General features: G+C 65.6%; 14 protein-coding genes and 2 pseudogenes. 15 read left to right on the forward strand and 1 reads right to left on the reverse strand.

Features of this window, described 5'->3' with window-relative positions; genetic code table 11:
• The first annotated feature begins 188 nt into the window (after positions 1 to 188).
• The 15 genes and pseudogenes from I1A62_RS05420 (at position 189) to pntB (ending at position 13,436) form a co-directional block, all read left to right on the forward strand.
• A complete protein-coding gene (locus tag I1A62_RS05420) occupies positions 189 to 614 on the forward strand; it encodes a nuclear transport factor 2 family protein (RefSeq protein ID WP_219454638.1) in 426 nt (141 codons plus the stop codon).
• Positions 611 to 1,624, forward strand: a complete 1,014-nt coding sequence (locus I1A62_RS05425; RefSeq protein WP_120661727.1) for an NADP-dependent oxidoreductase — start codon at positions 611 to 613, stop codon at positions 1,622 to 1,624. Before I1A62_RS05420 ends, I1A62_RS05425 begins: the two co-directional genes overlap by 4 nt.
• 574 nt (positions 1,625 to 2,198) lie before the next feature.
• On the forward strand, positions 2,199 to 2,321 hold the full coding sequence (locus I1A62_RS45985; protein ID WP_257890469.1) for a hypothetical protein: 123 nt from the start codon (positions 2,199 to 2,201) through the stop codon (positions 2,319 to 2,321).
• A 223-nt stretch (positions 2,322 to 2,544) separates the two neighbouring features.
• Positions 2,545 to 4,902 carry a LuxR C-terminal-related transcriptional regulator gene (locus tag I1A62_RS05430; RefSeq protein WP_011595429.1) on the forward strand — a complete coding sequence of 786 codons (2,358 nt, stop codon included), beginning with the start codon at positions 2,545 to 2,547 and terminating at the stop codon, positions 4,900 to 4,902.
• 251 nt (positions 4,903 to 5,153) lie between these two features.
• Positions 5,154 to 5,432 carry a cytochrome C oxidase subunit IV family protein gene (locus I1A62_RS05435; protein ID WP_041811411.1) on the forward strand — a complete coding sequence of 93 codons (279 nt, stop codon included), beginning with the start codon at positions 5,154 to 5,156 and terminating at the stop codon, positions 5,430 to 5,432.
• Between the two features lie 275 nt (positions 5,433 to 5,707).
• Positions 5,708 to 6,400 (forward strand): VOC family protein, encoded by a 693-nt coding sequence (locus I1A62_RS05440; RefSeq protein WP_050787296.1) that lies wholly within the window; start codon positions 5,708 to 5,710, stop codon positions 6,398 to 6,400.
• Between the two features lie 10 nt (positions 6,401 to 6,410).
• Positions 6,411 to 6,665 (forward strand): annotated as a pseudogene (locus I1A62_RS05445) (acetyl-CoA C-acyltransferase); the annotation flags it as partial.
• Between the two features lie 11 nt (positions 6,666 to 6,676).
• Entirely contained in the window at positions 6,677 to 7,435 is a 759-nt protein-coding gene (locus I1A62_RS05450; protein ID WP_011595426.1) for an SDR family oxidoreductase, read from the forward strand.
• The gene (locus tag I1A62_RS05455) at positions 7,401 to 8,099 is read left to right on the forward strand and encodes an HAD family phosphatase (RefSeq protein ID WP_219454643.1); all 699 of its coding nucleotides are present in this window, start codon (positions 7,401 to 7,403) and stop codon (positions 8,097 to 8,099) included. Before I1A62_RS05450 ends, I1A62_RS05455 begins: the two co-directional genes overlap by 35 nt.
• A complete protein-coding gene (fabG, locus tag I1A62_RS05460; RefSeq protein WP_011595424.1) occupies positions 8,096 to 8,860 on the forward strand; it encodes a 3-oxoacyl-ACP reductase FabG in 765 nt (254 codons plus the stop codon). Before I1A62_RS05455 ends, fabG begins: the two co-directional genes overlap by 4 nt.
• Positions 8,857 to 9,309 (forward strand): MaoC family dehydratase, encoded by a 453-nt coding sequence (locus I1A62_RS05465; RefSeq protein WP_011595423.1) that lies wholly within the window; start codon positions 8,857 to 8,859, stop codon positions 9,307 to 9,309. The genes fabG and I1A62_RS05465 overlap by 4 nt, the downstream gene beginning before the upstream one ends.
• Entirely contained in the window at positions 9,309 to 10,337 is a 1,029-nt protein-coding gene (locus tag I1A62_RS05470) for a phosphotransferase family protein (RefSeq protein WP_219454644.1), read from the forward strand. Before I1A62_RS05465 ends, I1A62_RS05470 begins: the two co-directional genes overlap by 1 nt.
• 26 nt (positions 10,338 to 10,363) lie before the next feature.
• Positions 10,364 to 10,495: pseudogene (locus tag I1A62_RS05475) on the forward strand (acyl-CoA dehydrogenase); the annotation flags it as partial.
• Positions 10,492 to 12,012 (forward strand): Re/Si-specific NAD(P)(+) transhydrogenase subunit alpha, encoded by a 1,521-nt coding sequence (locus I1A62_RS05480; RefSeq protein WP_219454645.1) that lies wholly within the window; start codon positions 10,492 to 10,494, stop codon positions 12,010 to 12,012. The pseudogene I1A62_RS05475 and the gene I1A62_RS05480, both read left to right, overlap by 4 nt.
• Positions 12,013 to 12,017: 5 nt before the next feature.
• The gene (pntB, locus tag I1A62_RS05485; RefSeq protein ID WP_120661739.1) at positions 12,018 to 13,436 is read left to right on the forward strand and encodes a Re/Si-specific NAD(P)(+) transhydrogenase subunit beta; all 1,419 of its coding nucleotides are present in this window, start codon (positions 12,018 to 12,020) and stop codon (positions 13,434 to 13,436) included.
• Positions 13,437 to 14,064: 628 nt separating this feature from the next.
• Here the strand turns inward: pntB and I1A62_RS05490 are convergent.
• Positions 14,065 to 14,595, reverse strand: a complete 531-nt coding sequence (locus tag I1A62_RS05490) for an ester cyclase (RefSeq protein WP_219454647.1) — start codon at positions 14,593 to 14,595, stop codon at positions 14,065 to 14,067.
• Positions 14,596 to 14,796: the final 201 nt, after the last annotated feature.

Below are 14,796 nucleotides of genomic sequence, written 5' to 3' on the forward strand. Positions count from 1 at the left end.
TCCAGCCGCTATGCCGAACCCGCCGGCGATGAAGGAGCGGTTCACCCTCGACGCCGCCGATCTTTGACATGAAAGTGATCGTTCTCTATCGTTCGAGAAGCGGCACAACGGCAATTTGTTCGAGCGCATTGTGCGCGAGGAGTACTTCGCCGGTCGCGAATCCAGCCTCGTCTGAAGGAGAGCACTACATGAGCACGCTTGCAGGAGACCTGGCGCGCGCGCTGGGCAATGTCGAAGCGATGCAGCAGCTGTATGCCGACGACATCAGCTGGACACTGCCTGTCACCCTGGGCCGGATCGGCGGTACCCATGAGGGCAAAGACGCCGTCATTAAGTTCAACAAGATTTCCCTTGCGGCCTACAGCAAGTCCGCGGGCTTCAAGGTCGACATCCATCACGAATTCGGTGATGGCGAATACAGCGTGGCCCGCTACACGTGCCGCGCGACCGTCTCGGCGACCGACGAGACCTACGAGAACGAGTACGTGCTCTTCGTGCGTGGGCGTGACGGCAAGATCACCGAGGTCGTCGAGCACCTCGACACGCTCAAAGTCATGCACTACGAGGGACTGCGAACCTTCCTTCCGCGTATCCCGGGGGTCGTCGTCTCATGAGTGTGTTGAACCGGACGTGGCGCGTCGCGGGCATGCCCAGCGAACATCTGGAGACCTCCCACTTCTCGTTCGAGACCGCGGACCGGCCCGAGGCGGGCGACGGGCAGGTGTTGTGTCGGGTGCTGTGGATCTCCATGGACGCGGCGCAACGAGCGTGGTTCCAGGCGGCAACCTATCGTGCGGCGATCCAGGTCGGCGATGCCATGCCCGGGTTTTCGCTCGCCCAGGTGGTGGAGAGTCGCTGCGACGATTTCGCGGTCGGCGACATCGTCGCCGGTGATCTTGCATGGCAGGACTACGTCATCGCCGAGCCGAACACTCTGCGTCGGATCGTTCCGAACCGGCCGCTGTCCAACTACCTCAGCGTCTTGGGAATCACCGGCCTGACCGCCTACTTCGGCCTGCTCGACATCGGCGAGGCCAAGCCGGGGGAGACCGTCGTGGTCTCCGGGGCGGCCGGCGCAACGGGCACCCTCGTCGGCCAAATCGCGAAGAAGCAGGGGTGTCGTGTGGTCGGCATCTGCGGGAGCCCCGAGAAGCAGAAGTGGCTCACCTCCGAGCTCGGATTCGACGCGGCGGTGAGCTACCGTGACGAATCGTTCCGGAAATCACTGCGCGAAGCATGTCCCGACGGCATCGACGTCTTCTTCGACAACGTCGGCGGCACGACGCTCGACACCGTTCTCGGGTCCATGGCGTACCGCGGACGCGTCGTCTGCTGCGGCGTCGTCTCGCAGTACGACACCACCTCTCCCGTGCGCGGCGCGCGCGGCGTCCCCGGCGTGCTGATCATCAAGAGCATCACGATGCGCGGATTCCTGGTGATGACAGATTTCGCCGATCGGTGGGACGAGGGGCTGAAGGTGCTGGAGGGGTGGCTCGACGACGGCTCCTTGCAGGTCCGCGAGGACACCCTCGAGGGACTCGAGAAGGCGCCGGAAGGCCTCATCGGGCTTCTCAACGGGAACAATGTCGGCAAGCGAATGATTCACGTGGCCGACCCGTCCTGACTTCGAGCAGGCGGGATCGGCGAGATGATCGAGCGGTAGTTGACACCGCGAGCTTCGCGACGCCGAAACACCGCGGTCGACTGGCGTCGTGACCGAGCCAGTCCGCCGCGGTGTCTTGACCAGCCGATCGTCGGCGCCGGCCGTGTGCGTCGGCTCGAAATTGGGTGGGGCCCTCGCCTTCACACCTTGCGGGGGCGCGACCAAATAAATTGAATGGCCTCCCGCGGCCCGAGTAGATGGTTTCCGTCCATGAATTCACACGAGCATCGCCGATGGCTTCAGAGGCGACATGCCGCATGGGTCGAGGTCGACCGCAAGCATCGCGACACCGACGCGGAGTTCCTCATCGAGTTCGCCAGTAGGTGGGCTCCATACGGGGGCCCTAGCGACGAAGAGATCCTCGTTCACTTCGGCCTGACAAGGCCCCGCTTCATTGAGCGTTTGTGGCAAATCATTCCTGAATCCCACTGCGCTCACGAGGAGACGCTTAAATTTGCGAACGTATACCCGCGTCGGCGTCACCTGCGAACAAACACTCGTCCACGCTGAGTGGTGTGCAGTCCACTCTGGAGCCGTGCTCTTCGCACACGAACGCGACGGAGCCGTGAACGATCTTCGGGTCGACCTCCCGCCCGGCTACCCGTTCAACGATCCTGAAGTCGCCCAGTTCGGCGTGCACAACGCGGTCATGCCGTAGACGCCGATGGTGATCTTCGGTCGAACGGCCTACGCTGGATCTTCACGGCAAGCGCAACCTGCCCTCACCGCTACACACAGAGGAGCTGATCGCACATGGCGGGGACTGTAGAGGCCACGTCAGACTGGTCGCCACTTCAGTGAGCCGCGTCGTCGACGCGATAACCCGCGGGTAACGTGTCCGGCACCTGGTCGTTGCTCAGGCTGTGCGAGTGGAGTGTGTCATGGCAGTACGGTCTGGGAATGGACCGTCCGGTGTTCCAGCGGAGCTGACCAGTTTCGTCGGCCGCCGGACGGAGGCTGCTGAGGTACGGACACTCCTATCGACTGCGCGGCTGGTGACTCTCGCCGGCGTAGGTGGCGTCGGGAAGACGCGGCTAGCGCTGCGGGTGGCAAGCGACGTCCGCCGCGCCTTCCCCGACGGGGTCTGCCTGGTCGAACTGGCAGCCTTGAAGGATGCGGCCCTGTTGCCACACACCGTGGTGAACGCACTCGAGTTGCTGGAGCAGTCCACGAGGCCTCCCACAACCGTCCTGGCGGACCATCTACGCGGTCGGCAGATGCTCCTGATCATCGACAATTGTGAGCACTTGCTGCAGGCTGTCGCTGACCTCGCTGAGCTTCTGCTCAAGATGGCACCGGAACTGAAGATCCTCGCTACCAGCCGGCAAGCCCTCCGGATCACTGGCGAGCACATCTATCTTGTCCCACCTCTCCCAGTCCCAGACCCGAGAGCTCCGCACACACCTGGCATGGCTACCGGCTTTCCGGCAGTTTCTCTGTTCGCCGACCGAGCCTCGTCGGCAGTGCCCGGCTTCACCATCAGTCCTGCCAATGAAGCGGCAGTCATTCGCCTCTGTCACAGGCTGGAAGGCATCCCGCTCGCGATCGAGCTGGCCGCCGTCCGACTGCGCGTGCTGGATGTCTCGGACCTTGCAAATCGGCTCGACAGCAGGTTCGAGTTACTTCTTTCGGGGAGCAGGAGTGCACCGAAACGGCACCAGACCTTAAAGGCACTAATCGACTGGAGCTACGACCTCTGTGCCGTGCGCGAGCAGGAATTGTGGGCGCGTGCCGCAGTTTTCGCAAACGGCTTCGGACTCAGTGCCCTCGAAGCCGTCTGTGCGGACGAACAAATTCCCCCCGAGACCATTCTCGACACGGTTGCCGAGTTGACCGAAAAGTCAATCTTCGTGCGCGAGGAGCATGGGGGACGCGTCCGTTTCCGCATGCTCGAGACCATTCGAGAGTACGGGCAGGCTCGGTTACGTGAGAGCGGATCCGAACCGGTGTTTCGCCGCCGCCATAGGGACTGGTGCCTCCAGCTGGTGGAGCAAGCCGCCACCGAATGGTTCGGCCCACTACAGGAGGACTGGGCGAGTGTTCTTCAGGACGAGCACGCGAACCTGCGTGGCGCACTCGAATACTCCCTCACGGAGCCAAGCGAGATCGGCGTCGCCCTTCGCATGGCTGGTCTTCCTTGGTTCATGTGGCTCGCTCTCGGATTCATGACTGAGGGTCGCCACTGGATCGAACGGGCCCTTCAGGCAGACAAGACGCCCAGCCACGAGCGCGCCTGGGCCTTGGCGACCTGCGGTTACATCACAACCCTCCAAGGGGATACGGAAGCCCAAGCAGCGCTTCTCGCGGAAGCCCATCGGCTTGCCGTGGAACTCGACGACGATGCCGCTCGCGCCTACGCGACGCACTTGCTCGCAATGCAGGGCAACTTCAGTGGCGAGCTCGCAGCCGGGATTCCGCTATTCGTCGAAGCCCTGGAACGCTACGCCGCCGTCAACGTACCCCAGGACTACCCCAATTCACTTCGCATTCCACTGGCCATCACGTACTTGCTGCTGGGCGAGTTGGACAAGGGCTCGGCCGTGGTCGACGAACTCGAGCGGCTGTGCAACGTAGCCGGCGAACGCTGGCTCCTCTCGTATGCGAAATGTGTCCGCGCCTTCCTCCACTTGCTGAGTGGCCGCCTAACGGAAGCAGAGACACTTCTGCTTGATGCACTGAGAGTCCGGCGGCCCATCCACGACATCTTTTGGCGTGCGATGGCTTTAAACTTCCTTGGGTGGGTCACCGTCGCGAAGGGCGATTGCAAACGCGCAGCAGTGATTCTGGGCAGCGCCGACACGCTCTGGCAGACTATCGGTGCGCCGTTATTCGGATCAATCCAACTCCAGGCCCGGCGCCGACAATACGAGGCTACCGCAAGAAAGGCCATCGGCGACGACGCGTTCGACAGCGCCTTCAAGCGGGGACACGGCCTAGACGGAAACGCTGCGGTGGCATTCGCCTTGGGCGAACCCCTCCGCGAGCGGCAACGGGCCGGCGCAGGTCGCTCCGAAGCGGAGCCAGACCCCAGCGAGCTTACCCGGCGCCAGCGTGAGGTTGCCGAACTGGTGACGGACGGATTGACAAACGGTGAGATCGCCTCACGGCTCTTCATTTCTCCGCGTACCGCTGAAGGGCATGTGGAAAATATCCTGACCAAGTTGGGCTTCACGTCCCGTGCGCAGATCGTGAACTGGTTGGCAGCACAGCGTTTCGCATCGATCAACGACTCCCGCTAGCTGCTCGCGTAACCGCCCGCTGAAATGGCACCGGCATCGGGGGCGCGACGTGCGCACGCAATTGATACTGCAACGACTGTTTGTGATGTCGATGTTGGAGTGGCTGGCGCGCGCTCCGGCCTGGCTGGCGCGGCGCCGAAAGAAAGTCAACATTAAGGAGACCGACTGTGTATTTAGTGCCTACTGGCACCTCGTGGACCTGCTATGGATCGTGCTGTTCCCCTTACTGTATCTACTGCCGGGGTAGAGCCATGTTGGTGATGCGTCAGCGGGTGACAGCAGTCTGGGCACTGTTGCTGGCAGTTACGTGCGCCTCCACGTGGCTGTTGTCGAAGGATGCCTTCAGTCCGACCATCGCTGTCGTCGGCATTTTCCTGATCGCTGCCGTGAAAGTCCGGTTCGTGATGCTGGACTTCATGGAGCTGCGACATGCGCCGCTGCCGGTACGGGTCGCGTTCGAGGGATGGATCGTGCTGGTGACATGTCTGATCCTCGGGTTCTGGTTCGCCACTCCGGCGATCCCCGGCTGACAACGCATCTACGGTCTATCCCACGGCTCGCGGCCGCATGGCGACGTTCCCTCGCAAACCGACTCCTTCGCAGCTTCTCCAAGCTCCTGCGAAGGAGTCGGTTTGCGCCGGAGACAGGTTGCGGTGCTGCGGATTTCACGGTTTCGGGCGCTGGCGTGCCGATCCCGACGGGTCGAGCCCGCGGACCTCGGCCTCGTCGGGACCCGGTCCGTCGCGCGGGATGTGGGGCCGACTACCCCCTTCCGGCGATAGAGAGCGCTTGCTATAGTGCGGTGATGACCACTTCCTCCCTGCCCCGAATCCGTCAAGCCGTACTTGTTGCCCGTGACCGCGAATCTGCCGTCAAGGCGCTGCGGGCTCAGCTCCCACTCGGTGACCCGTTCAACGATCCCGAGGTCGAACAGTTCGGAGTCCACAACGCGGTCATGCCGCTCGGTGACACGTTCGTCGAGGTGATCTCACCGTTCGAGGAGGGGACCGCGTCCGGCCGCCATCTCGATCGGCTGGGCGGTGACGGCGCCTACATGGTCATGTTCCAGGTCGACGACATCGCCGCCGCCCGCACGCGAATCGACCAGCTCGGATTGCGCACCGTCTACGACCTGGAACGCGACGGCGATACCGACATTCATCTCCATCCCGGCGACGTGCGGGGCGCGATCGTGGCGATCGACTCGATGAAGTTGCCGGAGTCGTGGCGCTGGGCCGGCCCGAAATGGATCGCAACGGCACCGGCCGAGCTCGGCCCGGGCCGTGTGACCGGAGCGACGGTGACCGCCCGCGAGCCCGCTGCGCTCGCGAAGACATGGGCAGCCGTACTCGGCGTGGACGCCGTTGGTGACCGGATCGCGCTCGACGGCGGCGAGCTCCGCTTCGTCCAGGGCGAGCGCGACAACATCGCCGCCTTCCACATCGCCGGAGTAACTGCCGACGCCTCGATCGGAGACTTCCGCTTCGTGTACGTGTGAACCCGGCCGCGACATGAGAGTCGAGGAGCTGGGGCTCACGCCGCTGGCCCGGATCGGCTCGACGGCGGTCACCGGCCTCTCCCTGGAAAAGCTCAACGTCAACGGCGGCGCAATCGCCGTCGGCCACCCGTTCGGCATGGCCGGAGCCCGCATCGCCACCACGCTCATTAATTCCCTGCAGTGGCACGACAAGCGCTTCGGCGTCGAGTCCATGTGTGTCGGTGGCGGTTTGGGCATGGCCACGGTCATCGAACGTCTGAAGTAAGAGGAACTGACATGAACAAGCGTTTCGAGGGTAAGACCGCGATCGTCACCGGAGCGAGCCGCGGTATCGGGCTCGCCATCGCCGAGCGGCTGGTCGCCGACGGCGCCCGCGTCGTCATCACGGCGCGCAAGAAAGAGGCCCTGGACGAAGCCGTGACCCACCTCGGCGGTCCGGATGTCGCGCTCGCCGTCGCGGGCCGCGCCGACGACGCGGACCACCAGGGCGACGCGGTGCGGCAGGCGGTCGAAACCTTCGGCAGCATCGACTTCCTGGTCAACAACACTGGGATCAACCCCGTGTACGGTTCGCTCGTCGACCTCGACCTGGCGGCTGCCCGGAAGATCGTCGAGGTCAACTGCATCGCCGCGCTCTCGTGGGTCCAGCAGGTCCACAAGGCCTGGATGAAGGAGCATGGCGGCGCGATCGTCAACGTGTCGTCGCTCTCCAGTATTCGTACGGCACCAGGCATCGGGTTCTACGGCGCCAGCAAGGCGATGCTGAACTCGCTCACCGAGTTGATGGCGGTCGAACTCGGCCCGGACATCCGGATCAACGGGGTCGCTCCGGCGGTCGTGAAGACGCGGTTCGCCACGAAGCTGTACGAGGGCCGCGAAGACGCGGTCACCGCGGCGTACCCCCTCAAGCGGCTCGGCGTACCGGAGGACATCGGCAGCGTCGTCGCCTTCCTGCTCTCCGACGATGCCGCATGGGTCACCGGACAAACCGTCGTCGTCGATGGCGGCGTCAGCCTCCAGAGCATGGGTGAGTGAGCCGGTGCGAGAAATCGATGCGGTCCTCTTCGACTACGGCGGCGTGCTCACCAGTCCGGTGCGGGATTCGATCGCGGCGTGGCTAGCCGCGGACGGAATCGAGCCCGAATCGTTCTCACGTACGTTGCGTGCCTGGATGTCCCGTGATGTCGAGGACGGTACGCCGGTCCATCGGCTCGAGACCGGGGTGCTCCCGGTCGCGGCTTTCGAGGCGTTGCTCGCGGCAGAGTTGCAGACCACCGACGGGCGCGCAGTCACGCCGGACGGGATCCTCGACCGCCTCTTCGCGGGCATGCAGGCCGACTCGGCAATGTTCGGGCTGGTCGAAGACCTGCGCGAAGCCGGTCTCGAGGTCGGCCTTCTCTCCAACAGCTGGGGCAACACCTACCCGCGCGCACGGATCGACGAACTGTTCGATCCGGTCGTGATCTCCTGCGAGGTGGGACTCCGCAAACCCCACGCCGCCATCTACGAACTGGCCCTCGACAAACTCGGCGTACCCGCCGACCGGGTGCTCTTCATCGACGACGCCGAGCCCAACGTGTTCGGTGCGCGGGCAGCCGGCCTCCAATCCTTGCTGCACATCGACCACGCGTCGACGCGCGCCGCCCTGGCCGAACTGGTGCCAGGCCTCAATTCCCACCGCACAGGAGTCACCGCATGACCACACCCACCACGACCCGGACCGCCATCGTGACCGGAGCCGCCCGCGGCATCGGCGCCGGTGTCGCGCAGCGCCTCGCCGCCGACGGCCTCGCCGTTGCCGTCCTCGACCTCGACGAGACCGCCTGTAAATCAGTTGTGGCCGAGATCGAGACGACCGGGGGCCGGGCACTCGCGGTCGGCGTCGACGTCGCCGACGAGGAGGCGGTCCAGGCCGCGGTCGAGCGGGTCGCCGCCGAGCTGGGCGAGCCGACCGTGCTGGTCAACAACGCCGGCATCCTCCGCGACAACCTGCTCTTCAAGATGACCACCACCGACTGGGACGCGGTGATGAACGTCCACCTGCGCGGCGCCTTCCTCATGACCCGCGCCGTGCAGGCCTACATGACCAAGGCGAACTGGGGTCGCGTGGTCAACCTGTCGAGCACCTCCGCGCTCGGTAACCGGGGCCAGGCCAACTACGCCGCAGCCAAGGCGGGGATCCAGGGCTTCACCAAGACACTGGCCATCGAGCTCGGCAAGTACGGCGTGACCGCCAACGCCATCGCGCCGGGATTCATCGAGACCGAGATGACCAAGGCCACCGCGGAGCGGATAGGCGTGCCGTTCGACGACTTCAGGACCGTCTTGGTCAAGGAGATCCCGGTCGGGCGCGCCGGCCAGCCCGCCGACGTCGCGCACGCGGTCTCGTTCTTCGCCAGCGAGGGCGCCGGCTTCGTGTCCGGTCAGGTGCTTTACCTCGCGGGCGGGCCGAAGTCATGAGAGTCTTCGACGGCATCGCCGACCTCGAGAAGGCCGCGGGCACGCACCTCGGTCACTCCGAGTGGCACACGGTCAACCAGGACCAGATCGACGCCTTCGCGGCGGCGACGGGCGACCACCAATGGATCCACGTCGACCCGCCGAAGGCGGCCGACGGGCCGTTCGGATCGACCGTCGCCCACGGCTTCCTCACACTGAGCCTGGTGCCGATGCTCACCTGGCAGGTGTACAAGGTCGAGGGCGTCACGATGAGCGTCAACTACGGCGCCGACAAGCTCCGCTTCCCCTCACCGGTGCCGGTCGGCTCGCGCGTCCGGGCGGGCGTGGAGCTGACCTCGGTCACGCCGAACAAGCTGGGCTACCAGGTCGCCACCCGGGTGACGATCGAACGGCACGGCGGCGACAAGCCGGCCTGCGTCGTCGACATGCTCGCGGTCGTGGTGCCGTGATGACAACCGCACAAACGCCCCTCGGCCTCGATCTCGACGTCCTCGGCGCGTGGTTCGCGTCCGAAATCCCGGGCTCCGGCAGCGATCTGCGGGCGACCCTGATCGCCGGCGGGAGGTCCAATCTGACCTACATCGTGACCGACGGCCAGCAAGAATGGATCGTCCGTCGGCCACCGCTCGGTCACGTACTCGCGACCGCCCACGACATGAACCGCGAGTACCGGGTCATGTCCGCGCTCCAGAACACCGGGGTACCGGTCCCACGGACCTTCGCGTTGTGCACCGATCCTGCGGTGCTGGGCGCGGATTTCTATGTCATGGAGCGGTGCGCCGGTACGCCGTACCGGACCGCGTCCGAGCTCGAACTGCTCGGCACCGAGCGAACTCGTACGATTTCCGAACGCCTCGTGGACACGCTCGCCGCGCTGCACGCGGTCGAGCCGGCGTCGGTCGGACTCGGTGACTTCGGGCGCCCGCAGGGGTTCCTCGGCCGCCAGGTCGCCCGCTGGAAGAAGCAGCTCGACGCGTCGTACACCCGTGACCTGCCCGCCGCCGACGAGCTCTATCGCAGACTCGCGGAGTCGGTGCCGAACGAGTCCGCTGCGGGCATCGTGCACGGCGACTTCCGGCTCGACAACGTTCTGGTAGACAACTCCGATCAGGTGGCCGCCGTCCTCGACTGGGAGATGGCCACGCTCGGCGACCCGCTGACAGATCTGGCGTTGATGCTCGTCTACTTCCGACTCGATGCAGACGCCGGCAGCGACTCGGCGGGCAATGTGTCGACTGCGCCCGGGTTCCTCGACGAGCGTGCGGTGATCCAGCGGTACTCGCGCGGCAGCGACCGCGACCTCTCCGGATTCGGCTTCTACCTCGGCCTCGCGGCCTTCAAGCTCGCCGCGATCCTGGAGGGCATCCACTACCGCCACCTCCAGGGCCAGACCGTCGGCGGCGGCTTCGACGGGGTCGGCGAATCGGTCCACCTGCTGCTCGACGCAGGCCTCAACGCACTGAAGGAGAACCCCTGATGGGCTTCCAGGAGCTCGAGCACCGCTTGACGTGGGAACACCCGACGCACCTGTACCTGAAGAAGGCGAAGGCCGACCAGGTCGCGTTCGGCACCGCAGGCGCACACCGCGCCGCGCTCGCCGGCCTCGTCGACCTCACGGTAGGGGAGACGCGATGATTGTCGGAGTGCTGAAGGAAGCGCGTGCCGGGGAGACTCGGGTCGCGGCAACGCCGACGACCGTCGCCGCGCTGCAGAAGCTCGGCTACCAGGTGGTGGTCGAGCCCGGTGCCGGCGAACCTGCCGGCTTCACCGACGGCGCGTACGCCGGGGCGGGCGCCGAGCTGAGGGATCCGCTGGCGGCGGACGTGGTCATCGGGGTGAACCCACCGACGCTCCCGCAGCGGGACCGGTTGCAGCCGGGAGCCACGCTGATCGCAATGCTCAACCCGCGGCTGGACGACGGAATCGTCGCGGACTTGGCGCAGCGCCCGATTACGGCGCTGTCGATGGACGCCGTGCCGCGGATCTCACGCGCACAGTCGATGGACGTGCTGTCCTCGATGGCGAACGTCGCGGGCTACCGCGCCGTAGTGGAGGCCGCCCACGAGTTCGGCCGGATGTTCACCGGGCAGGTCACCGCGGCCGGCAAGATTCCGCCCGCACGAGTCTTCGTCGTCGGAGCGGGCGTCGCCGGACTCGCCGCGATCGGTGCGGCGTCCGCCATGGGCGCGATCGTGCGTGCTTTCGACGTGCGCCCCGAGGTGGCCGAGCAGGTCGCGTCGATGGGCGCGGAGTTCGTCGAGATCGACTTCGAGGCCGAGGTCAGCGCCGACGGTTACGCCAAGGAGATGACCGCCGAGCAGGAGATCGCCACCGCGGCGATGTACGACGAGGAAGTCCGTGCGGCCGACATCGTCATCACCACCGCGCTGATCCCGGGTCGCCCCGCCCCGAAGCTGATCACCGAGGAGACCATCGCCGCCATGCGTAACGGCTCGGTGATCGTCGACATGGCTGCTGCCAACGGAGGCAACGCCGCGTTGACGAAGACCGACGAGCGCATCGTCACCGACAACGGCGTCCGAATCCTCGGCTACACCGATTTGGCAGGCCGGCTCGCCGCCCAGGCGTCACAGTTGTACGGCACCAACATCGTCAACCTGCTCAAGCTGCTCACGCCCGATAAGGACGGGGAGCTCGTCCTCGACTTCGATGACGTCGTGCAGCGTGGCATCACCGTCGTACGCGACGGCAAGTCGACCTGGCCGCCACCGCCCGTGCAGGTCTCGGCCGCACCCCGCACGCCCGCCGCGGCAACAGTCCCCGCCGCCGAACCAAAGGAGCCGATGAGCCCGGGCAAGCGGCTCGGCGTCGTCGCGGCCGCGGCTGCGGTCCTGTTCCTGCTGATCGGCGTCGCACCGGCGCAGCTCCAGCTGAACCTGACCGTGTTCGCGCTGGCCATCGTGATCGGCTACTACGTGATCGGGCACGTGCACCACGCGCTGCACACCCCGCTCATGTCGGTGACCAACGCGATCTCCGGGATCATCGTCGTCGGCGCTCTGCTGCAGATCGGCAAGGGCGACACCGCGATCACGGTGATCTCATTCGTGGCAGTCCTGCTGGCCTGCATCAACATCTTCGGCGGGTTCGCGGTCACGCGTCGCATGCTCGCCATGTTCTCCAGGAGCTGACCGGCATGGATATATCTTCTGCATCCGTGGCGGCCTTTCTCGTCGCCGCCCTCCTCTTCGTGCTCACGCTCGCGGGGCTCGCTCGGCACGAGTCCGCCAAGCTCGGCAACTATTTCGGCATCCTCGGCATGGCGGTCGCTCTGGTCGCGACCACCGCGCTGGCCTTCGATGGCGGTGTCGACAGCCTCGGCGCCGTCCTGCTCGTGGTCGCGGTCATCCTCGGCGCCACCATCGGCCTCACGTTGGCCCGCAGGGTCGAGATGACGGGCATGCCGGAACTGATCGCCTTGCTGCACAGTTTCGTCGGCCTGGCCGCCGTGCTCGTCGGCTGGAACGGCTACCTGCACGTCGAGAACCACCCCGGCGGCCACGAGTCGGCGGTGCTCGAGGCCGCCGGACTGCTCGGCATCCACAGTGCCGAGGTCTTCATCGGCGTGTTCATCGGCGCGGTCACCTTCACGGGCTCGATCGTCGCCTACCTCAAGCTCTCGGCGAAGATGAAGTCCGCGCCGCTGGTACTGCCGGGCAAGAATGTGATCAACCTCGGCGCGCTCGTCGTCTTCGCGGCCCTGACCGTGCGGTTCGTCATCGACCCGCAGCTGTGGCTACTGATCGTGATCACGCTCCTCGCGCTCGCCCTGGGCTGGCACCTGGTCGCGTCCATCGGCGGCGGCGACATGCCGGTCGTCGTCTCGATGCTCAACAGCTACTCCGGCTGGGCCGCGGCGGCTTCCGGCTTCCTGCTCAACAACAACCTGCTGATCATCGTCGGCGCACTGGTCGGCTCCTCCGGTGCCTACCTGTCCTACATCATGTGCAAAGCGATGAACCGCTCCTTCATCTCGGTGATCGCCGGCGGGTTCGGCGTGGTGGCCGGACCAGCGGATGACGTCGACTACGGCGAGCACCGCGAGATCCAGGCGGACGCCGTGGCGGAGCTGCTCTCCGGCGCGACGTCGGTCGTGATCACCCCGGGCTACGGCATGGCGGTCGCGCAGGCGCAGTACCCGGTCGCCGACCTCACCGCGAAGTTGCGGGCGAGGGGCATCGACGTGCGCTTCGGCATCCACCCGGTCGCGGGGCGCCTACCCGGTCATATGAACGTGCTGCTGGCCGAGGCGAAGGTGCCCTACGACATCGTCCTGGAGATGGACGAGATCAACGACGACTTCCCCGAGACCGACGTGGTTCTTGTCATCGGCGCGAACGACACCGTCAACCCGGCCGCGGCTGAGGACCCCTCCTCCCCGATCGCCGGGATGCCGGTGCTCGAGGTGTGGAATGCCAAGGATGTCATCGTGTTCAAGCGATCGATGGCCGCCGGCTACGCCGGGGTGCAGAACCCCCTGTTCTTCCGCGACAACAGCCAGATGCTGTTCGGTGATGCGAAGCAGCGGGTCGACGACATCCTCAGCGTGTTGTGACCTTCGGGGACGTGTAGACGCCGCCGAACCGATCGGGTGAATGTGGGCCCTGCAATGGGCGCTCACGCTTGAGTCGACCAGCTGCATCGAACGTTTGTGTCTGGCGGACTCGGAGTTTCGTTCGGCGTCGATCACGTCGATGGTCTTCACGATGTGGTCACGCATGGTGGTCGCATTGTCGGTCGGGAACGCGTTGTCGGTCGGGAACGCGTTGTCGGCCGGGAACGCGCTGGCGAGCGGATTGGTGGGGTGCTGATGGGAAGTCGGACATATCCCACATGCGCTGGCTGGTCTCCTCGAGTAGCCGCGCTCCGGGCAGCCGTCACGGCTGACGCCCTGAAGTGACTCGCTGGGCTGACCCCCATGAGCACCGGGTATGCCGAGAATGTCAGCCGTGGGTGTGGAAGGGGGCGCCTTGTCCGCGGCGCCCGGTCCACGACGTTGCTACCGGGCGCCGACGTTTGGGCAGTGCCTTAAATCTGGATTCGCTGCTCGAGGATCTGGACGATGGCATCCGCGGCGGTTGTTGCCGGTCCAATGGACCGATTCTGCGAATGGGCGTGTCACATTACGAGGGCGATCGGCCACCGGCCCGCCACTCGCCGTGGGATTGCGCGATGGTTCTCCGCTAGCGACGGCGAGCGACGCTCACGACACGCGTTTTGGCGTTGAAGGCGGCCTTCAACCCGCGATCCGCAATCGATCCGTCAGGCGGTAGCAGCTTGATCTGGCGGGCGAACTCCATTTGGTCGTAGCGCACCGTGTTGGTGACGACCTTCTTGTCCTCGATGACGAAGTGGTCGAATCCTTCGAAGTCGATTCGCCGCCCGGTGGCGGCGATGCCGACAAAGGTGCCGACGTGTCGTCCGGTCAGGTGCCAGTGGGCCAAGACGTCGTTGCCGGACTCGGCGATCGAGACCATCTCGAAGGCGAAGTCGGTGACCGCGGCGAAGACTTGGTCGAAGTAGGCGGCGATCTCGGTGCTCCCGTGACATGTCCCGGTCGGGAAGTGCACGGTGGAGTCAGCGGTCCAGAAGAAATTGCGCAGGCTCTCGACGTCCTGGGCGTTGATGCGGTCGAAAGCCCATTGGACGAGTTGCGCGTTGGTGACGTCGTTCGGCGGGGCGAGAGGGGTCGAGGTAGGGCTGGGATCGGGCATCTCTACTCCACGCACGTTGGCTGAGGCACGTTGGCGAGCAACCGTAAGGGGTCTCTACTGTCAACGCTAACATCGCAGATCGTCCGACGCGTGAGTAGCCGAACTACTCGATAACGACGTCGGGACGGTGCCAACGGCCTCTACGCCAGCCCAGACATTCGGGCTGTAAGTCGTCAAGCGGCTTGGGTGGTGCGCGGTGGT

This window comes from Rhodococcus sp. USK10 (assembly GCF_019378875.1).
GTDB lineage: Bacteria > Actinomycetota > Actinomycetes > Mycobacteriales > Mycobacteriaceae > Rhodococcus_F > Rhodococcus_F pseudokoreensis.